This window comes from Nocardia sp. NPDC088792 (assembly GCF_044750615.1).
Classification (GTDB): Bacteria; Actinomycetota; Actinomycetes; order Mycobacteriales; family Mycobacteriaceae; genus Nocardia.
Window position 1 is genome coordinate 49655 of the sequence record NZ_JBIVKC010000001.1, and the last position, 19926, is coordinate 69580.

Consider the following 19926-nt stretch of genomic DNA (forward strand, 5'->3'; position numbering starts at 1 on the left):
GTGTGCGCGGCTCCCTGCTGCCGTTCTGCTCGACCACCCTCAGGAGGTGGCTGTCGATGTCTGCCCGCGAACCCTCACCCGTCCCGTCCGGGGGCATGGCGCTGCCGGGGGTCTGGTGTGCGCTGGTGATGCTGTCGCGTCAGGTCCGTGAATTGATCGCTGCCCGTGACGATCTGCTCGACGCCGCCGCCATCCACGCCTTGTGCGAACACGAGGAGCGACTGATCGGACAAGCCCGCTACTACGACCGAACGCGAACTACTACCGGGATGGCGTGAACACCCACCCCCGGAAATCCGCTCTCGAGGAAGGGGAATCGACCATGGGACTGATCTGGCTCGCGGCCCTTGTCGTCCTGGCCGTATTGCTGCTGTGGTGGGCGTTCCCCTACATTGGCCCGCATCGCCGGGTTCTTCGTCTTCTTCGACTCACTGCTCGCGATCGTGTTCACCCCGGCCCGTGCGATACCCGGCCGACTGTGGTTGCTCGCGCTTGGCTTGTTCCTCTGGCTGGCCGGGCATTGGGCGCACGCGTTCAAGCACGGCGCGTGGGCCTCGCCCATCGCTCTGCGTCTGTTCGCCCTGCCCGGACTGCGCTGGATGATCCCCCGCAGCACCCTGCTCGACTTCGACGACTCCGACCGGTAGCCCCTCCACACCGCTATCGGAATCGGTGCGGGTCGCCCCGCCTTTCAGCAACTGACGTATGCGGCCCGCGCCGAGTCCGGTGATCGCGCACAACTGCGGTTCGCTCATTCCGCGCTCGTGTAGCCGCGCCAGGGCCGCACCGGCACCGGACTCGGCTTCGCTCGCTACCTGCTCGAACCGCGCGTTCGCTGCGGCAATCGCCGCGTCTCGCCGGTTTGCCGCACGTGCCAACCGCCCGTACTGCTTGCCGAACGCGATCAGGTCCGATTCGTTCGCCCGCACCGCTCGGGCTTGCTCGGCGAGCATTCCCGCCAGCACCGTGTGCGCCCACTTGCGCGCATTCCCTTCCTCCGCCATCACGGACCTCCCTTCACCCTTCCCGCGCACGTCCGGCCGGGCCGCCGCGCGCGGAGACTACCGATTCATTCCTTCATTCCACTTTCCTCTCCACTCCACGATCCCACCCCGTCCAATCATTTCTCAATTCCTCCAGAAATTCCCGCCACCACTTCCCATATGGGATTTATTCCAGTCACCTACACACCTCTTGCATTCACATGCTTACCCAGGAGTAATGTCTTTTCAGAGTTTACATTCCGCGCTATTTTCGAAGAGGTGATGACCCTTCACCGCCTCCATGCCGGCGACGGCTACGAGTACCTGACCAGGCAAGTGGCCAGCGGTGATCGCCTGCGCGACCGTACCCGTGACCTCACCGACTATTACCGCGAGCACGGCACCCCGCCAGGCGTGTGGATGGGCCGCGGCGCGGCCGAACTCGGCCTGTCGGGAATGGTCACCGAAGCGCAGATGCAGGCATTATTCGGAGAAGGTTTACATCCCGATGCCGATGCCATCATTGCCTCGGAAATAGAGGCTGGGAAAGCCGTGAAGCAGGCCGTCGAGGCGGCGCAGATCGGCCGGATGTTCTACGAATACTCCACCGAGCCGACCCCTATCCGGGGCATTCTCGACCGCGAGATCGACGCTTTCACCCTTGCTGCGCGGCGCCGACCGAACTGGGACGAGCGCACCATCCTGCGCACCGAAGCCGCTCGTGAACACCTCACCACAGTCCTCGGGCACCGCCCCAGCCGCAGCGAGATCGATGCAGCGCTCGCGGTGGAGAAAGGCGGCACACGCAAGGCTGTAGCTGGATTCGATTGCGTGTTCACCCCGCAGAAATCGATCAGCATCTTGTGGGGTCTGGGTTCGGATACGGTGCGCCGCGAGATCTGGCAGTGCCACCTCGAAGCCGTGCGCGAGGTCCTCGCGTTCGCCGAATCCCGCTACGCGGTGACCCGCCGCGGCGCGAACGGGGTCATGCAGATCGACGCGACCGGGCTGATCATTGCTGCGTTCACTCACTTCGACAACCGCGCCGGGGATCCGAATCCGCATACGCACGCGGTGATTTCGAACAAGGTCCTGGGCTCCGACGGCAGATGGTCGGCCCTGGATGCGCGTGCCTTGCATGCGGCGGCGGTGTCGCTGTCGTGCCGCTACAACGCCACCCTCGTCGGAAAACTCACCCGCCGCATGGGATGGCAGTTCGAGGAACGCACCCGCGGGCGCGGCAGGCAACCCGTCCTCGAAGTCGTCGGCGTCAGCGAAGACATGATCGGCGAATTCTCCCGCCGCGACGAAATCCTGGCCCGCTTCGAACAACTCACCGCCGACTACCGCGCCACGCATGGGCACAATCCGAAGCTGGTCACCCAATACCGGCTCGCACAGCAAGCAACCCTCGAGACGCGCCAGCAGAAACCGTTGCCGAAAACACTGCGGCACATGATCGCCGAATGGGATGCCCGCTTCCGTGCCGTCTTCGCCCAGCCCAGCGGGCAACACTTCGTCGACCACTTGCGGTGGGAGCACACCCATCCCGACGCACCCCGACGCTTCGATCCGGACGAGACTGCCGCAGCTGTCGGTGTCGACCTCGGTGGTATCGGCGCACTGCTGACCGCGACCCCCGCACAGCTCGAGCATGCCATCAACGCCCAACTCGACCGGCGCATACTCGATTCCTTCCAGGCTCGCGCCGACGCGCATACGCAGGTGGCCGCTCGACTCGCCCCGGAGCCGGACGAAGCGCTCCTCGAGCGGATCGAGGACATCTGCTGCGCGCGCCGGCGTGCCGTTTACGATCCCGTCGCGATCGCGGTGGAGGTCACCGAGATCGTGGCACGCCGGCGCGCGACCTGGACCGAAGCCAACATCGCCTCCGCGGTCGAGGACCGGCTCGCGGTGTGCCACTTCGCCTCCGATACCGCCCAGCGCGACGCGGTCACCCACGTCACCGCACTGGTTCGTGACACCCATTCGATCCAGCTCAGCATCGACCCCGACCCAGTCCCTGCCGCGATGGCGCGCGCATCCGGAGAGAGCACCTTCACCACCACCGGTGCCACCCGCTACACCTGCACCGCCGTACTCGACGCCGAGACCCGTCTGCTCGACGCCGCCCGCCACCGCAGCACCGAACGCGTGTCCGCCGAGGCGGTCGACGCGGCGATCACGCGAGTCCAAGCCCGCGAAGCCTGCCACCTCAATCCGGGCCAGCGCGCGATTGCTCGCTACCTGTGCACGATCGGCACGCAGTTCGCGGTCGCGGTGGGACCGGCCGGCACTGGCAAAACCACCGCTATGAAAGCCGTCGCCGACGCCTGGCAAGCCAGCGGACGGACCGTCATCGCACTGGCTCCCTCGGCCGCCGCGGCGCGGGAACTCGGCGCCAGCCTGCACACGCCGGCGCGCACCCTGCACAAACTGTTCGCACAAATCAGCTTCGGTGTGCCCACCGGATTAGGGCCGGGGACAATGCTTTTAGTCGACGAGGCCGCCATGGCCGCCACCTTCGACCTCGACACACTACGGCGAATAGCCGCCAGCCACGGCGCGATCATCCGCGGTATCGGCGACCCCGAACAGCTGTCCGCAGTCGAATCCGGCGGCATCATCGCCACCATCGCCCGCGACACCAACGCACCACAACTGACAGAACTCATCCGCTTCAAGGACCCCGACGAAGCCGAAGCCACCCTCGCCGTACGCGCCGGCAACGCCAAGAAGGCGTGGGAGTTCTACCACGATCGCGGCCGGATCACCGAGGGCATGAGCGATGAACTACGCACCGCCATCCTCACCGAATACCTCGCCGACACCACCGCTGGGATCTCCTCGATCATGATCGCCGCCACCATCAAAGACGTCTCCGCACTCAACACCGCCACCCAGACCGCCCACATCCACACCGGACGCGTCCGCACCGATAGCGGCCGGATCGTGTTGTCCGACAGCAATTCCGGATTCCTCGGCGACATCGTCGTCACCCGCGCCAACAACCCCCGGCTGAAGATCATCGGCGGAATCCGCGAAGGCACCCAGATCGACAACGGTGATCTGTGGCGCATCCACCGCATCCACACCGACGGCTCGATCACCCTCACCGGCATCAGCCACCGCGGTCACGTCCTACTCCCGTCGGACTACATCAGTGAACACGTCGAACTCGGCTACGCCACCACCTGCCATCGCGCCCAAGGCATCACCGTGCGCCGCGCCTACATGCTGCTCAACACCACCCTCGGCCGCGCCCTGGCCTACGTCGGACTCACCCGCGGCTCCGAACTCAACCGGCTCTACCTCGCCACCGACGCCCTCGTCGATATCTCCGGCGACCAGCAACCCGACGACCCCCAAGAACCCTTCCGCTGCTTCGCCCGCGTGCTCGCCCGCGAGGACGACAACCGCTCCGCGGTCGACATCATGCGCGAAGAACAAGCCGCCGCCGACCGCCGCATCCACACCAGCTACCACCACGCCTACCAACTCCTGACCAATGCCCGCGCCGAGTATCTGCTCACCCGCGCACTGCCGGCCATGTTCTTCCACGACGCGAAACACTCACCGACATACCAAGATCTGCTCGACACCATCGCCCTCGCCGACGCCCACCGCCTCGACACCAGCGAGCTCGTCACCAGCATCGCCACCAACAACTATCGAGACCTCGGCGAATCCCTCACAACCGCCCGCGACACCGCCGCAGTCCTGCGCGCACGCGCCGACCGCTGGATCCACCAACACATCCCGCTCACCCCGAACCCGCTCGTTGTCACGCCCACCGAAACACTCACCGGCACCGACGAACACACACTCTTCGCAGCGATCGGGCGAACGAACACAGCAGCTGATCTTGCGCTGCCGCAGCAACAGTTCCGTGCGCTGCGGGATCTCCCCGACACCGGACCGTGTCCGCCGGTACCCACCCCGTGGCCCGGCGCCGACACCGAACTGGCCACCTACGCCCACGAACTGCGCCGGCGAATCCTGTCGAACACACCACCCGCCGCAGCAGACCCCGCCACGTCGACGCTCCTGCCCGACACACCCCCTGGCGCAGATACCCCCGATGAACCGGCCCCCACGACCGAGAACCTTGTGCCCGCCATTGCAATGGCGCCCAAGGAAACACTGTGCGCCACCGACACATACGACGCCGCACGCCTCATCGCAGATCTCAACACCCACGAGACCCTCACCCACACAGACACTGTCGTCCACCATACCGAGCCCTCGCACCGCGAACCCGCAGTGAGCTCCGAACGATTGGACCGAATGCGCGCCGACTACCACCACTACGTCAAAGAACTCGCCGACACCCACACCGACCAACGCCTCTACCGGGCCCTGCCCGCAGTCCTCTACCAGCTCGCCACCAACTCCCGGCACTGGCCCGGATTGCTCGACACCATCGCCCTCGCTGACGCCCACCAACTCGACACCAACACACTCATCGCCGCCATCACCACCGACAACTACAACGACCTCGGCGCCTCCCTGCTCCTGGTCCACGACCCCGCACAAGAACTCCGCGACCGCGCCGACACCTGGATCCAGCACCAACTCCCCCAAACCGCGCCCACCGATGGAACCACTTTCCGAGCCCTCACCCACAGCCCCTACACCGGTCAATTCCGGCCGATCCCCGACTACCCCTGCCACGACCAGCGCCTCGCCGACTTCGCCAGCGAACTCCGCACCCGAATCGAAAATCACCAGCCAACTCACCCCACCTCCACACCATCTGCCCCGGTCTCGCTGACAGCACCCGACCCCGCGCCGCGCTCGTCGGCACCCCGCAAAGCCGCCGCCTCGACAACACGTCGCCGCATCAAGCCAGAAGCACCCGGCGCCCCTCACCGGCCCCGGCGTCGCGGCCTTTGATGATCACGGATCAGCACAGATTTCATTCAAGGTTGCAATGGGGTCACCCCACGGGATTCGAGGCGGAGTTCTTCCTCTGAGCAGGTGGGAAGGTGGTTGAATTCCCATTCTGGCTTCCCTCGGTTCGATTCGACGATCTCGAGGAGATACTGCTTGCGCCCGCATCGGTACGTGTCCTCCCCGTCGCCCGGAATGCATCCCGAGTGCAAATCGAGCTGTGCACGAACAGTTTCAGGGAAGCCTAGAACGTTGTGCCATTTCCCTCGATTGTGGGTGACCGGGGAGATGGGCCCGGCGCTCACGGCCTAACAGGCTTCTCGCGATGGCGTCCGTGGACAGTTCGACTCGGCAGCGGGACCTCGATCAACTTGCCGCCTTCGAGTCGGATTCGTACCGACTCGTCCCCTTCGTTATACCTGCCCGCATTTCGGATGTCCTCGATCAGGCAGAAGATGACCACCGAAGAACATACGCTGACAAAAATAGCCAAAACCCAAGCATCCCAGGACATTATGTCTCCTAGCAGATTTCGGTCTTTGCCGAGTGGTGGCTAGTGAACCGCCGTCCTCGGTGCTATCTGTAAGTAGACACCAGAATGTTGTTGAAATACTGCCCGCAACGGGCAGCCGACGAAATACGGTGAGCTGTCCGTAGAGGGCAGTGCCCGTAGCGGACATGCCCTCTACGGACAGTGCTCGTCACGGACTCCCCAGATAGCGAGGCTTACGAAAATGACCGGATTGACGGTCTCTCGCCTGGATTTCGGTAACTTCATGCGAGAACTGAGGAAGCGTGCACCGCGACCGGCCGTCTTGGCCGCTGCTACGCATATCGGTGCCTCTCGGCAGGCTATCGACCGAATGGAGGACGGCTCTCCAACCAGGCTCGGCGACCTGCATATCAACGCCCTGTTGGACTTCTACGCAGTAGACATACACGCTCGGACAAAGGCGTTGGAGCTGTGGGCCGAAGTCAAGACTGAGGAGAAGGCCACCCGAGGGCAAGGCAACATGTGGAAGGCGTACAAGGATCAGATCGCTCCGAATACGGGCAAGTTCCTTCGTCTGGAGGGCATCGCTGACCACATCGTGGCTCACCACCCTGTCATCTTCCCGGCCCTGCTCCAGTCCGCCGACTATCGACGTGCACTCGATGGCGTGAACGAGCCGGGCATCTCGCCGGTAGATCTCGAACGACGCATCGAACTGACGATGAAACGGCAAGCACGGCTTGATGATCCGGACTTCAGATTCGAGGCATTCCTGTCCGAGGCCGTAGTCAGAAACCAGGTTGGCGACGGTGGAATGATGCGGAAGCAGCTCGAATGGCTTGCGGCCGTGAGCGAGCGGGAGAACGTCAGCATCCACGTGGTTCCCTTCGCCGCCGGTGCTCACCCTGGGCTGACGATGTTGACGTTCGTCTGGCTGAAGTTTCCGCTCGGATCGAGCGGAAAGACCCTTCCGGCCATAGTTTACGCCGAGGGTGCAATCGGCAGCGTGTTCCACGAGCACGAGGAGGAGGTCGGCCAATTTAGGCAGGCGATCGAGGGGCTGCGGGCTGTAGCGTTGGCACGACAGGACACCAGGGACCTGGTGATGAAGATCGCGAAGGAGCACGGGGCGTGAAAGAGCCGGTCAAGGGCGTTTGGTACAAGTCGAGCCGGTCCGATAGCGGTAAGCAATGCATAGAAGTCTTCCACGGCGAGGACGTGACCATGGTCAGGGACACAAAGGACAACGGCCACGGACCGATCCTTCAGTTCCCGGCCGATACGTGGACAGCCTTCGTCGAGAGCCGCATCTGGACCCGCTGAGACGCTCGGCTATCAGGCGCCCTAGGCTTCGGCGGCGGCCAGTGACTGCATGAGGAAGTAGCTCTGGCCATTTGGCTACGCGGCCGCCGGCAGCCCGTCACATACGTCGGATTACGTAGCCAATCGCCCCACCGGACCTCCAGCCTGACCCGCAAATGACCTGGTCACCAGTTTGGGGCTGCGGTAATAGGCAAGCCGCAGTGCTCCTGACGCCAGTGCGACTCGGGAACTCTGGGCTGCCGCGCCCTCGCCAGTGAGTCTCCGTCGCCGAGCATCGGTGACATGACAGTTCCCACAACCTAGACGCGTGGATCATGTTCGCGGACAACGCGTTTGGTCCGGCGTTCGTTCTCGGCCAACTGCCGTTCCGTCCCGGTGCAGACTTCAACGATATCGGGATTCGAGGGAGGGCAGGGACGCAGCGGCTGGCGTCCGTGGCTGTCGTTGATCATGACTGGTCGGACATAACTGCTATGTTGTCTGTCTACTACAGACCGTTGGATCCAGGGGGAGCCGGCCATGGCGACGCTGTTGAAGGTCGATCTCGATCAGCTGCACAAGCTGGCGGGCACGTTGGGCACTGCTGAGCTGCATGTCAAGCGGATCAAGGTCGCAGACGCCGCCCAAGGGATCGATGCCGCATTGCCGGGCAGTGGCTTGGATACGGTGTGCACGCAGGCCGGGCAGTTCGTGGACGGGGCCTATCAGCGCGTAGCGGGAAAGTTCCATCAGGTCGCGGATGCGGTAGAGGTAGCCGCGAATACCTACCAGGAGACCGACACCGCACTCGCCAACGAGATGCGCAAGTTCGATATCCGCCGCCCCGGGAACTGATAGCCGTGCTACTACCCGATGTGCGGAACTGGAAGCTATCGGCCCTGACCGACTTCGCGAACGCATTATCGACCGCGAACGATACCGCCTTCACCGAGGCCATCGACGGGCCGAAGAAGTACTTCAGCGACATGGGCACGTCCTGGCAGGGCGCGGCTTACAACAGCTGCTATGACCGCATCGACACCGACCACACCCAGGCCCGCAAACTCGGCTACGACGTCGAAGACCTCGCCACCGCGATCAAAAATGCTGCCACCGACATCGACTCCTGCCGCACAGTGCTGTTGAACAAGGTCGACGATGCGGAGTGGGATCACTTGCGCGTCGCCGACAACTGGGTGGTGTGCTCTCGGGAAGGGGTGTCCGATGACACCCTGCGCACCTATCAGGATGCGATCGACGCGGCGTTGACGCCGTTCGAGAACGCGGTCGCCGACGCTCGTACGAAGATCAGCGCGGCCGCCGAACTGGTCCGCTCGGCCGGTGATCTCTTCGGTTCCGACCTCGACGTCAACGACGCACCAGCCCAGGCCGGCCGACTAGGCACCGAGGACGCCCAAGCACTCGCCGACGCGACCAGAAATCATGACACGGCCAAGATCGACGAAATCGCCTCGCGACTACCTGCTCTCAACCTCACCGACGCCCAGATGCAGGACCTGCAGCAAGGCAAGGACGTGCCGGGCATGCCAGCCGACATCCAGGACTACTACAAGCAGTTCTTCAATCACGTTGGCGCGGACGGGCTATCGGCCCTCAATGATCGTCTCGACTCCCAAACCAACAGCCCCAACCCCGGCACTCGCACGCTGGCCGCCGCCGAGCAGACCGACCTGGCCACCGGTTTCCTGGCCATCACCAACGAACACCTAGGTACCGGAACCAATCCCGACGGCACCCTGCAATCACCCGGCTCCTACACCAACCTGCCACCCGATATCCGCCAGCTCATCTCCGGGCGGGAACAGGACTACATCGGCAACAACCCCGCCGGTGCCCCGCAACGCATGAAGGACCGCGAGCAGCTCGCGGACATGATCTCCAAGGCCGACCCGAACATGACCGGTGGCCGCACCCTCAACACCGAGCTGGGCCGCCAGGCACAAAGCATGGCCCAGTACCTCGACGACAGCGGCAAGCAACTACCTCCCGGATTCACTGACACCGACCGCAAATCGATCGACGATGCGGCGAACAAGTTCCTCGCCCAGGCGAGCCGCAACCATGAAGCCGACTATCAGCTGCTGACCGGACTCGACGTCAACACCGGAGCCAAACTCCCCGCCGACATGTCGTTCGGTGCGGGCGGCGATCAGTACGCCCCGCACGGCAACTACGACCCCGACAAGTTCGCGAACACGGTGTACCGCAGCCACACCTGGGGCGACGGGGGTAAAGCCGCGGGCGATCTGTACAAGTGGACCGGCGACCACATCCACGACCCCGGAGCGAATCAACCCGGAAACGACGGATATCGCGCCCGAGCTGTTGTGCAGGACCTCCCCCATGTATTGTCCCCGAGCGATGCAGGCACGCTGGTTACATCGGGAGGTAAGACTCTTTTTCAGCAGACGGCCGAGTCGTTCCACAATAATCCGGAATTGGCCAACGCATTGGCTCATGTGTCGGCCTCCGACATCAATGCTTTCGGCAACGTGGGCGGTGCTCCTGACGCGCCGAAACCCGACGCGCCGCTACAGACGCAGGATTCAGAGCGGTTGGCATTCCTTGCCAGTGAGACCCAGCAGGGTCGAGAGACTCTCGATCAGGCCCGGCAATCCTACGATAACGCCGTCATGTACCAGATCAACCACGACCCCACCTTGTCCGCGACGGACGTGCACGATAGGCTCAGTCAACTCGGGGCCCTTGATGCACATGTCGATGATGCCATTCACAATGCCCAGGTGTCCGACAAGTACAACACGATTTCACACCAAAATCAGCAGGCGCAGGATTCGCACGATCAGAAGCAAACATGGGCTGATAACGCAAAGAAGCTCGCAGACCAAATCCCGCTACCTGGCGGTAAAATCGCCGGCACGGTCAAGAGCGTCCTCGAAGATCCTGCTTACAAGGCAATAATGGACGCAGCAAACCCTCAACCAACACCAGGCAGTCTTCAATACCCTAATCTTGAAGATAGTCAAAACTCGGGTCAAGACGAGTTCCGAGATAGGATGCAGGGCTTGGGTGTATCGCCGGAGGATCAAGCCAAATTCGAAAGAGATCATGATGATCAGTACGCGCGCATAAGTTCCGACGGATTGATACACGATAATGATTCACTGAATCGGTTTTTCAATGGTGGAGCCCAGGTGCCTGATAGCAAGTCCGGAAAATGAGGAACGGGTCGTCATGAGTGAAACTCGACGCAAGAACCTGCGTCCACTTCGGTCCCGCAAGCACAGTGTTTCACTATTCTTTATTGCGCTACTGTTCCTTGCGTCGGCATGTGGTGGCAGCAAGAGTGCCACTCCCTCTGAAGCGGCGCTTTCGACCGCCATCCCTGGCGGTTTCGACCCGTGTCATGGAATTCCAGCGAAAGTTCTGGACGGGGAGAATCTCAATACCGAACCGTCCACGAGAACGAAAAACAATGACAAGGTAAAAGAAGAGGGATGCTTCTACTATCCGACCGCCCAGGGCATTAAGGACGGAGATGTCGGTATTGGTATTGAAGTGCTAGCAACAAATATGACCTACGATTATTTTCGCGGCACGTACGCGAACGATCCGGGCCATTCGATCGGTAAGCAACTCGAGATCGGCAACCGACCTTCCGCCACGTTGTTGTCGGACACAAAGGGGATGTGTCAGCTTTTTGTGTCCGTTAAGGGTGGTGGCATTAAGTTTGATACCCTAACCCACAAAGGCGACCCGTGTCAGGTCCTCATCGATTTCGCAAACAAGATTTCTCCGCAACTTCCTCCAGCCAACTAACGTGAACCCGGCATTGTAGTTGGAGACTGTTCCAGCGCTATCGCGATCGCGGTGCGGATCAGGATCGAAGCTGTTCGACGTACGATCCCAATTCCGCAGTGTCATGGCGTCGCCTGCGGGCTCCGGGCATCGGCGTCGCCTGCGTTCCTTTCAACGCACCGCCCTGTAGATCCGAGGGCGACAGTCCTGCGATTCCCACCGCTCGTCCCGCAACGCCGATTACCAAGGTCGAGGGCCGGAGCTAACACCACCAGCGGATCGCCAAGCGCTCGACACTGCTACACATCCCGGCGGCTGTTTAGGTCTGACGTCGGACGATGCGTGTCCGTGCCGTTGTCGCAGGTTGGCGTGCCATCGTCCGTCGACGCTGTTGCGAGACGGACCTGGCCTTTTCACGGGCGCTCTCGACCAGCCTCCGCCGGTGCTCGTTTAACGGAACGGTGGTTTCGGACTTGGCCGACACGCCGCCGTGTTCAGTTGGTGCGGGCTGTTGTCGAGTGCGCGATTCTTCGGTCACGAGCCGACGCGGCCCCTCGTCTGATGAGCGCTGCTGTCCGGGCGTATACACTGCGCCGTCGATCTCCTCGGCGTACCGGTTGTGGATGGCTTCGATGTCGCCTGCTTGGAACCCTGGCCGCTGGTAATGCGGGTCGCAGTCGAGGCACAGCTTGCCTGAAAGTTTGCCTGCTCCAGGGCGTTCGGGAGTGAGTTGACGGTATTCCTGGCAGTTCTCGCACCATCCGTTCAGATCGGCTTTTTCCGTGACCGGCGCAGTTCTCGGCTGTTCCGGCTCTGGGTGTGTGTGGTCTTTCACCCAGGCGCTGATGATAGGGCGTTCGTGCGCGGTGGCATGGCGCCATTCCTGTCGATAGATGCCTCGGTTGCTGGTCGGGAAGTGTTCGGCGAGGAAGTCGAGCCGGGCATGGATTCGGTCGGTGAGGGTGTGGCCGGGCGCAAGTTCGGGGAGTCCGGGCCGGCCGAGGCTGCGGCATTCACCGCAGAGGCCGTCGTCACCGTGTCCGGCGTGGACGCGTTCGGTGTGCCGGTCTATGGCGGCGCGTTCCAGCCTGCAGGACACGCACAGGGTGGTGGGCACGCCGGTGATGGCGTCGAGGTCGTAGTCGTGGCGGTCGATGATCAGTTCGGCGCGCGCCGCGCCCGGGTCGTCGCGTTCGCCTCTGGTGAGGGCTTTTTCGTAGTCGTCGATGATCTTCGTGTCGGGGCCACGTCGGCGTTTATCCGGTGCGATGCGCTTGTTCGGGTCGATGTCTTGCCGCACCTTGTCGGCGCGTGGAACGATCGGTCCGTTGTTGCTTCGGGCTGGTTTCGGTTGTGGAATGTACTGGTGCTCTCCGGGTTTCGGGACGCAGGCTTCGATGAGAGGCCGGAACTGTTCGTTGTTGCGCCAGAGATTACGTAGTTTCGTCACCGCGACGGTCTCGGTCTTGAAACGCAAGGTGTTGGCGATCTCGACGATCATGGCCCACGTCGCATCATCGGTCCGGTTCTCCAGTTGGCGCAGTTGTTGTTTGGCCGCGCGGAGGTCCTTGGCTTCGACGAGGGCACGGATAGCGCGAACTGCGGTGGCCTCGGTGGTATCGCGGGGTGCTGGGGTGGTCATGGTGGCCTCCTTCCGCGGTCACAGTCGTCGCCGGTGCGTTCGTCCTGCTGATTTCGGAGGCTGCCTGCGCTTCGCGCGAGGTTCCTTGGCCGGTTGCACTGGGGGTGTGGGTTTTTCGCTGTCAGGAGTGTCGGTCAGGGTGGTCCGGTTGGCATCGCGGCTGATCGCAGTACGGGCTCGTCGCTGACTGGTCTCGGCCGGCTGGCGACGACTCAAGGTGTAGGGGCGGCCGGTACGGATCGCTTCGCGCAGCTCGCGCACAGTAGTGACATTGTCTGCGAGCGCGGCAAGGTCGCGTTCAAAGTCGTGCAGCTGGGCGACGACCGTGGCGGGGATGGTCACGGCATCCGGTGCGGGTCGCGTGCCGTCGGCGACCGCGAATACGGTCGTTGTGTGCAGCAATTCGTCGCAGGAGCGATGCCGGGCCGGCGGGGTGTCGTGAATGGTTGTTCGGCCGTCTTCGCCGGTACGCGTGCGTTGGATGTACCACTGTTCGCCGTCGAATCCGGCAACGGTCAGCTGGCCGGTGTCGGTGGGATCGCTGTAACTGACCGCGAGGCCACTGCGGGTGACGGAGTCAAGCAGTTGCTGGGCTTCCTCGACCGCTTCGTCGAGCCAGGTACTTGCGCGCGGCGACGTGAACCAATCGATATCGCATCGGCGGACCTCGCGGCGAATCTCCGCCAGGCGCGCATCGACAATGTCGGGTTGCTCCTCACCGGACTCCGTGCCGCGGTGGGTGTGGTTCAGCCCGGCTCGGTCGGCGTAGTCGACGATGTCGGTGTGGAGGTCGTCCGCGCGCAGGTAATGCTCGTATCGGCGGCCTACCGCCCAGGGGTTAGCGTGGTCGATCAGGGTGTCGCGATAGGCGTCGCAGAGTACGTCGTAGCGCAGGTCGTCGAGCCAGGAGTGCGCGGCGGGGTCGGCGGGGATCGCTGCGGCGCCGAGTAATCCGTCGAGACGATGTAAATGGTCGATCAGTTCGCCGGCGGTGAGGTCGGTGCCGGTCATGAGTGGTCGTGCTGCGGCGCCGCTGAGGGGGTCGGGTCCGGTGATGGTGATGTCGACGCGGGTGTCGGGGGCGGTGGCGGCGGCGTGGTCGCACAGCCAGCGGCGTGCGGTCGACCAGCTCGGCAGCGATTCCCATTGTGTGGTGGTGCCGGCGGCGCGGTAGCTGGTCAGGTATCCGTAGACGAGGTCGATATGGTCCGGGGCGGCGGGGCCGGCTCCGAAGCCGAGGTAGCTGCGTTGTTCTTCGACCAGTTCGCCTGCCAGCAGCAGGTTTCGGACCTGGATCGGGCCGACCGGATCGGTGGTGCCGGTGCGTTCATAGTCGCAGGCGATGCGATCGAGCAGCAGTTGCATGCGCTCGGGATCCTGTTCCCACTGGTATGCGGCGGTCACCAGGTGGTCCCAGTGGTCTTTCCACGGGGCGGGTGCGCCCGTCCAGTGGGTGGTGATGGCGTTGGCCTCGCTGGTGAGTTGCTGCAGTTCGGTTTCGGACACGATCGCCCAGCTCTGAAGCCCGATCATCCGGTGATAGCGGCGGAAGTCACCGCGGAGTGTGGGTTCGTCGAATTGCTCTGAGGACGTGGTGTTCTGCTCGGTCATGATGCCTCCTTGGTGGCTGCTGGTTCAGGTGCCTCCTCGGCGTTACAGTGCGGGCCTGTCGTGCGGTCGGGTCGAGTGGTGCTGGCATATCGGATCATGCTCGGCGGAATGCCGGGTCTGGGCCCCACGGAGGTGTTCCAGATCCATTGCTTCAAAGGCAGATTCGGATCTATCGGTGGAGGTGGCCCGGCGGTGGTAGCCATGGTGAGGTAGCAGACAGTGGGCGGATCGGTGTCGGTGAGGACCAGCGAGGCCAGTGGGCTGGTCGCGGGCTGGTTGTAGCGCAAGGATTTGCGGAATCGGCGGCCGTGGCCGACCAGTTCGGTGATCAGTGTGTGTTCGAAGACCGATTCGAAGGGGATCCACTCGGCGCTCACGTTCATCAGGGCGATACGGTCCGCGATCGTGACTCCGGCGGGTGTGACGCCGAAGGTGAGCAGAGCGATCAGCTTGGAGTTCGGGATGGCTTGGCGCAGTGCGAGTTCGGTGGAGTACGCGTGATGCATGCGATCACGGGTCTCGGGTTCGAGGATGAACGGGCAGTCGGGGGCGTGTTTGATGAGTAGTTTGTGACGTCCGAAGCGGGCTGGTGCGATGTCTTTGACCTCGCCGAGGGCGAGCATGAGTCGGCGTTTCTTGCCGGCACCCACTAGTGAGGCGAACGCGGCGGTGCGGCGGGCCGCGATGTCGGCCTTCGCGGCGGCGGTGAAAGGCTCTGGCATCCAGAGTAGTTCGGAGAGCTCACGCGACTTCGTTGTCTTCGACTGTGCGGCCAGCAAGATGTGGCGGCGGATCGCGGGCCAGTTGCGTCGCCCTGACATGGCCGGTAACCAACGCACGAATTCGGCTTCTTCCCACAGAAAGTGCAGCAAGGCACGCAATGTCATCCTGGTGTCGTCGGCCACCTCGGTCCCGGCGTCCGGGCGGGCAGCACTGGCTTCCCGGGGTTGTGGTGCGAGGTTGCGGGTGAGGGGAAAGCCGAAGGCGAGCCGCGTCGTTCCGGTGGCGGGTTGTTCACGGATCGCGGTGCCCAGCAGCGGCGCCAATCCGGTGAGCTCGGCGGGCGGGATGTAGGACGAGCATGCTGGGGAATGGTGGGGTCCGGTGCCGGGCATGCGTTTGAGCACGTAACGTCCACCGATACGCGCGACGTACATGTCGACGCCCCCGGTTTCGGCTGCGCTGCACAAGCATCGAGGCCGTCGTTGCGGACTGCGATGCACGGCGGCCAGCAGGGGCTGCAGATAGTCGTCACCGACGCGGGCCCGGTCGATGATTTGATCGTCGATCGCGTACATCGCCCCTACCTCTCCACACCGTGGCCCGTACTGGATACTGGTGCGTGGGTGGCTGTTTCGGTGGCGAGGTAGTCCGCGACTCCGGCGTGCACAGGCTGTGGATGGTTCTGGTAGCGGCAGTGGTGTGGACGACATGCAGAGAAGTCGCTGATACGAGTCAGGCGTTCAATCGCGGGCCACAGCCACTGGGTGTGCCAGGCGGTCAGGTCCTCGCGCGGCAACTCGACGCTGTCGGGATCGCACCAGTAGGCGGCGGTGTGGGCGGCCATCAGAGCGGTGAGTTCCTCGACAATGGCTTCGTGGCGGTACCAGCACGCCGGGACACGAGAACCCAGCTGATATCGGTGGCGCAACCAGTCCACCCAGTCGAGCAGCTCCTCCCACAGCCGGGCGGCCTCGTGCTGGTCGATCTCACGCCAGCAATAGCGGCACGGCTGCAGCCCCGGACCGGCTGGACCGTCGGGCTGCGGGTCCTGCTGTGTCAGTGAGCTATCCATCGCATACACCTCCTCCTGCGTTGGACGTCGGGCTGCTTGTTTCGTCATGTGTCGGGGGTGGTGGTCGTCGTCCGGCGACGATGTCGTCGAACATGGCGGTGGAGGCGGTGACGGTTTCGCGCCAGGGGCGGTGTTCCCAGACGCTGGGCAGGCGTAGCAGCATGGCGGGGGCGTTGCGGTAGATGAGCAGGGCGTGGTCGGTGCCGAGTTCGCGGATTTCGTCGGTGCGCAGCACGGTGTCGTCGTGCAGGGTGTAGCTGCGTGAGCCTTCGTGCAGGCTGGCTTCCCAGCGCCGGCGTTCCCCGATCAGCCGGGACAGGGCGGAGAGTTCCTCGACGCCGCGCAGCCCGGGCAGGATGAGCATGGCGGGTGCGGATTGGGCGAGGACTCTGCCGCCTTCGGTGCCCCAGCGCAGTTCGTTCTGGTCTTGGTTGTGGGCGAAGGCCCACACGGTGATGCCTTTGCCGCCGGAGTCGGTCATGATCTGCGGCAGATCCGGAATCGGTGCCACGTTGTTCATTTCGTCGAGCACCAGCCGCACCGGCGGATCGAGCCGTTTACCTGGCGTGAGCTGCGATGCTCGGTCGGCGACGTGATGGACCTCGGCGGCCAGCGCCGCGACGAACGGCGCCATCGACCGCGACGTCCCTTTCGAGACCAGATACAGCGTGTTCGTTCCCGAGAGCACGAATTCCCCGACGTCGAAAGACTCCTGGATGGGTACGTCGACCGCGGCCAGCAAGGTCGGGGAGGCCAGGGGTTCCAGTAGCCGTGAGGCGGCGGCGAGGACGTCGTCGCTGGATTCGCTTGCCGAGGACAGGATTTGGTCGAGTTCGCTCGCCCAATCGGGCAGGGTGTCGGCGAGGATGTCGACGGGGGTGTGGTTGGTGCGCGCGCAAACCCACACCCGCACTTCACGAATCGAGAGCCCGCGCAGGGCCGCGGCGTGCAGACAGCAGCGCAGCATGGTGGCGGCTTTCTGCTCGAAGTAGGCGCCGTTGCGGGTGCCTTCCAAGGGCATGGCACGGGCGAGGGCGTCGGCGCGGCGGATGGCGGTGTCGGGGTCGGTGCAGCCGGTCAGGACCGACCAGGCGATGCTGTCGGGCCAGCCGGTGAGGTGCTCGGGATCGAACACCGCCACCCGCCCGCACGCGACACGGTCGGTGAGGGTTGCAGCGACCAAATCGGCTTTGGTGGTGGTGGCCAGGACGAAGCCGGGTGCGTCGATGACCCGCTGCCAGGCCACCCGCCAGGTTTTGCCCGCACCGGTGGGGCCGTGCACGATCACGCCGTCGCGATGTTGCAGCCACACGTGCCGACGCGGCGCCTCGATCAAGGCACCCACATCCACCGCCAGCCGCGCCGGAGGCGTTTCCCTGTGCCAGGGCCGTGTTTTCATCGCCGCCACCTGCGCGGCGGTTTCCTTCGATGGTCTGGCCGCTGATGGGCCAGCCGGGGGTATTCCTGTGCGGCTTTGCGTGTGGCGGAAGGTTCGTCGAGTCCGAGGTGGCCTAGCTCGGCTGCCCCGGCGAGGCCATCGCGGTGGCGGTGGCGCAGGCGGGCGCCAATTTCGCTATCGGCGAGGGCTGTCATGATGCACCACAGTCCGGCGACGAGGCCGATGCACAGCCAGGTCAGCCATGCCGGGCCCGGCCGTGGGGCGCCGGGCCAGGCGGCCGCCGGATCTCCAGGATTCGCCACCAGCCGGACCAGAGTGGCTGACATCTGTGCCGGCGCAACGATTCCGAGTCCGTGCCCTGAGATCATGGCCGAGGCCGCTCCCCCGCCGAACACGCCCGCGATGACGGTGGCGAGGACGTAACCGGTCAGTGTCAATCCCGCGGGAAGCAGCGGCTCACGTCGCGCCGGGTGCGGAATCGGCCGCCCCGCCTTCACGACGCCTCGCTTTCTGCTTGCTCGTCACCGGTGTTCGCCTGGGCGAGATGGCGCAGCGACAGCATGTCGCCGCCGGAGACACCGGTGATTGCGGCGTCGGTGTCGGTGAGTGCTGCTTCGAACGGGGATCGGATGTGGGTGACCAGGATCGGATCGCGGGACCCGATCTTGACCAGTGCCTGGCCGCGTCCGAGCCGCATCAGTGTGTCTTCGGTGCCGGGCGGCAACCGGTACAGGCGTGCGGTTTCGGCGGCGTCGTCGGCGCGCGCTTGCCCGAACAACACCACGATCGAGGCTTCGGCCATCAGCGACCGCGCGGGCGAGTCCGTGGGTGTATCGGCCGGGTGATGGAACGCCGAAACCGTCGAAAGTGCCAGTCCGCGAGAGAGTTTCAGGTTCGATCGGAAGACTTCACCGGTGGAGCCGACCGCGACATGCCAGCCTTCCTCGACCACGAGGATCGTCTGCTCGTGGGCGGCCGACCGGGCGGCGAGTTTGTTGGCCAACCAGGTATTCGCTGTCGTCATCACCACCCGCAGGGCAGGGCCGTCGGTGGGCAACGCCGAGAGGTCCATATGGACCAGCGGGTGCGTATCGAGGGCGTCACGCACCGCAGGGCTGGTGGGTGCGTCGACCAGGCCGCGTAGATCGCGGTCGGCCAACCGCAGCAGGGCCAGGCCGGGTTCCAGGCCCCATTCCAGGGCGAGTTCGCTCCAGCGGTCACCGAATTCGTGCCCGTCGTCGGGGCGGGGGTCGAGTAGTCGCACGGCGAGTTCGCGGATGATCGGGTCGCGGCCTTGGGCGCGGGCGTCGGCGTTGACCAGGCTGAGTCCGGCGCCGACGGCGGCTTTCTCCTTCTCGTCGAGCTCGCGACCCATCGCGTCGGTGAGTACCGCCAGCACGAGTGCTTCCTGTCCGGCGGGCACCACACCATCGAGCCCACCGTGGTGTTGGCCGCCGGTGCTGATGGCCGGGTCGAGCAGGTTGAGCCGGGCGCCGGAGCCGCCGACTTTGAATCGGATACTTTCCGCGCCGAGGGCTTGCGCGAGTGGGGTGTATTCGCCGTGTCCGGCTTGGGGTTTCTTGTCCAGGACGACGACTTGGCGGCCGGCGACGAGTTGGCGTAGCACGCATACGGTTTTGATCCAGGAGGATTTGCCGCGCCCGATGTCGCCGATGACGCAGACGTTGATGCCGGAGGTTTCATCACCGTAGGCGGCGAAGGCGTCGACGATCTCGAGTTCTTGGGAGATGGTGTTGAGTCCGGCCAGTACCCCGTCTTGGCGCACGCGCCGGCGGCTGGTGGCCAGGTTCCATGCCTCGGCTTGCCGCGTGGTGGTCCACGCGCCCTCGCTGCGAGGCTCGTACCAGCCGTAGCGGTCCAGCCACCGCGCCCGCCGCGGGCTGTGGTGTCGAGGCATCGACGTTTCTGGTTCGGTCTTCTGCGCCGGATGCCGCACCGCAGGCGCCTGGGTTTCCGTCTTCTCGTCGGTTGACCGGCGGGTGGTGGGTCGGTGGTGTCGCTGCATGA

15 protein-coding genes are annotated in these 19926 nt (G+C 64.3%); 7 read left to right on the top strand and 8 right to left on the bottom strand.

The genetic code is table 11. The annotated features are described in order from the left end of the window. Positions 1-56 precede the first annotated feature (56 nt). Positions 57-278 carry a hypothetical protein gene (locus ACIP5Y_RS00210; protein WP_400346218.1) on the top strand — a complete coding sequence of 74 codons (222 nt, stop codon included), beginning with the start codon at positions 57-59 and terminating at the stop codon, positions 276-278. Positions 279-428: 150 nt separating this feature from the next. Here the strand turns inward: ACIP5Y_RS00210 and ACIP5Y_RS00215 are convergent, their stop codons facing one another. Continuing rightward, positions 429-1004 (bottom strand): hypothetical protein, encoded by a 576-nt coding sequence (locus tag ACIP5Y_RS00215; protein ID WP_400346220.1) that lies wholly within the window; start codon positions 1002-1004, stop codon positions 429-431. A 261-nt stretch (positions 1005-1265) separates the two neighbouring features. Between ACIP5Y_RS00215 and mobF the strand changes: the two genes are divergently transcribed. The 6 genes from mobF (at position 1266) to ACIP5Y_RS00245 (ending at position 11472) form a co-directional block, all read left to right on the top strand. After that, positions 1266-5879, top strand: a complete 4614-nt coding sequence (mobF, locus tag ACIP5Y_RS00220; protein ID WP_400349016.1) for a MobF family relaxase — start codon at positions 1266-1268, stop codon at positions 5877-5879. Between the two features lie 731 nt (positions 5880-6610). Further along, positions 6611-7504: a DUF5753 domain-containing protein gene (locus ACIP5Y_RS00225; protein WP_400346222.1), complete on the top strand. Its 894-nt coding sequence runs from the start codon at positions 6611-6613 to the stop codon at positions 7502-7504. Continuing rightward, complete coding sequence (locus ACIP5Y_RS00230; protein WP_400346224.1) at positions 7501-7692, top strand: DUF397 domain-containing protein; 192 nt, start codon at positions 7501-7503, stop codon at positions 7690-7692. The genes ACIP5Y_RS00225 and ACIP5Y_RS00230 overlap by 4 nt, the downstream gene beginning before the upstream one ends. A gap of 519 nt (positions 7693-8211) precedes the next feature. Next, on the top strand, positions 8212-8526 hold the full coding sequence (locus ACIP5Y_RS00235; protein ID WP_400346226.1) for a hypothetical protein: 315 nt from the start codon (positions 8212-8214) through the stop codon (positions 8524-8526). A 20-nt stretch (positions 8527-8546) separates the two neighbouring features. Further along, positions 8547-10874 carry a hypothetical protein gene (locus ACIP5Y_RS00240; protein WP_400346228.1) on the top strand — a complete coding sequence of 776 codons (2328 nt, stop codon included), beginning with the start codon at positions 8547-8549 and terminating at the stop codon, positions 10872-10874. Between the two features lie 13 nt (positions 10875-10887). Further along, on the top strand, positions 10888-11472 hold the full coding sequence (locus ACIP5Y_RS00245; protein ID WP_400346230.1) for a hypothetical protein: 585 nt from the start codon (positions 10888-10890) through the stop codon (positions 11470-11472). Positions 11473-11770: 298 nt separating this feature from the next. Here ACIP5Y_RS00245 and ACIP5Y_RS00250 read toward each other — a convergent pair whose 3' ends face one another. From ACIP5Y_RS00250 to ACIP5Y_RS00280, 7 genes are read right to left on the bottom strand one after another with little or no spacing between them, the layout of a single operon-like run. Then, positions 11771-13093 carry a hypothetical protein gene (locus ACIP5Y_RS00250; protein ID WP_400346233.1) on the bottom strand — a complete coding sequence of 441 codons (1323 nt, stop codon included), beginning with the start codon at positions 13091-13093 and terminating at the stop codon, positions 11771-11773. An 18-nt stretch (positions 13094-13111) separates the two neighbouring features. After that, positions 13112-14704: a hypothetical protein gene (locus ACIP5Y_RS00255; RefSeq protein WP_400346235.1), complete on the bottom strand. Its 1593-nt coding sequence runs from the start codon at positions 14702-14704 to the stop codon at positions 13112-13114. Next, on the bottom strand, positions 14701-16002 hold the full coding sequence (locus tag ACIP5Y_RS00260) for a DUF1173 family protein (protein ID WP_400346237.1): 1302 nt from the start codon (positions 16000-16002) through the stop codon (positions 14701-14703). Before ACIP5Y_RS00260 ends, ACIP5Y_RS00255 begins: the two co-directional genes overlap by 4 nt. 5 nt (positions 16003-16007) lie before the next feature. Next, a complete protein-coding gene (locus ACIP5Y_RS00265; protein WP_400346238.1) occupies positions 16008-16499 on the bottom strand; it encodes a hypothetical protein in 492 nt (163 codons plus the stop codon). Next, positions 16492-17898 carry a type IV secretory system conjugative DNA transfer family protein gene (locus tag ACIP5Y_RS00270; protein WP_400346240.1) on the bottom strand — a complete coding sequence of 469 codons (1407 nt, stop codon included), beginning with the start codon at positions 17896-17898 and terminating at the stop codon, positions 16492-16494. Before ACIP5Y_RS00270 ends, ACIP5Y_RS00265 begins: the two co-directional genes overlap by 8 nt. Then, positions 17895-18395, bottom strand: coding sequence for a hypothetical protein (locus tag ACIP5Y_RS00275; RefSeq protein WP_400346242.1), 501 nt, complete (start codon positions 18393-18395; stop codon positions 17895-17897). The genes ACIP5Y_RS00270 and ACIP5Y_RS00275 overlap by 4 nt, the downstream gene beginning before the upstream one ends. Further along, positions 18392-19924 carry an ATP/GTP-binding protein gene (locus tag ACIP5Y_RS00280; RefSeq protein ID WP_400346244.1) on the bottom strand — a complete coding sequence of 511 codons (1533 nt, stop codon included), beginning with the start codon at positions 19922-19924 and terminating at the stop codon, positions 18392-18394. Before ACIP5Y_RS00280 ends, ACIP5Y_RS00275 begins: the two co-directional genes overlap by 4 nt. Positions 19925-19926 lie beyond the last annotated feature (2 nt).

Excerpts from the sequence above, each read along its gene's own strand:
- ACIP5Y_RS00210 (WP_400346218.1), top strand. The coding sequence starts at position 57 with ATGTCTGCCCGCGAACCCTCACCCGTCCCGTCCGGGGGCATGGCGCTG.
- ACIP5Y_RS00215 (WP_400346220.1), bottom strand. The coding sequence starts at position 1,004 with ATGGCGGAGGAAGGGAATGCGCGCAAGTGGGCGCACACGGTGCTGGCG.
- mobF (WP_400349016.1), top strand. The coding sequence starts at position 1,266 with ATGACCCTTCACCGCCTCCATGCCGGCGACGGCTACGAGTACCTGACC.
- ACIP5Y_RS00225 (WP_400346222.1), top strand. The coding sequence starts at position 6,611 with ATGACCGGATTGACGGTCTCTCGCCTGGATTTCGGTAACTTCATGCGA.
- ACIP5Y_RS00235 (WP_400346226.1), top strand. The coding sequence starts at position 8,212 with ATGGCGACGCTGTTGAAGGTCGATCTCGATCAGCTGCACAAGCTGGCG.
- ACIP5Y_RS00245 (WP_400346230.1), top strand. The coding sequence starts at position 10,888 with ATGAGTGAAACTCGACGCAAGAACCTGCGTCCACTTCGGTCCCGCAAG.
- ACIP5Y_RS00250 (WP_400346233.1), bottom strand. The coding sequence starts at position 13,093 with ATGACCACCCCAGCACCCCGCGATACCACCGAGGCCACCGCAGTTCGC.
- ACIP5Y_RS00255 (WP_400346235.1), bottom strand. The coding sequence starts at position 14,704 with ATGACCGAGCAGAACACCACGTCCTCAGAGCAATTCGACGAACCCACA.
- ACIP5Y_RS00260 (WP_400346237.1), bottom strand. The coding sequence starts at position 16,002 with ATGTACGCGATCGACGATCAAATCATCGACCGGGCCCGCGTCGGTGAC.
- ACIP5Y_RS00265 (WP_400346238.1), bottom strand. The coding sequence starts at position 16,499 with ATGGATAGCTCACTGACACAGCAGGACCCGCAGCCCGACGGTCCAGCC.
- ACIP5Y_RS00270 (WP_400346240.1), bottom strand. The coding sequence starts at position 17,898 with ATGAAAACACGGCCCTGGCACAGGGAAACGCCTCCGGCGCGGCTGGCG.
- ACIP5Y_RS00280 (WP_400346244.1), bottom strand. The coding sequence starts at position 19,924 with ATGCAGCGACACCACCGACCCACCACCCGCCGGTCAACCGACGAGAAG.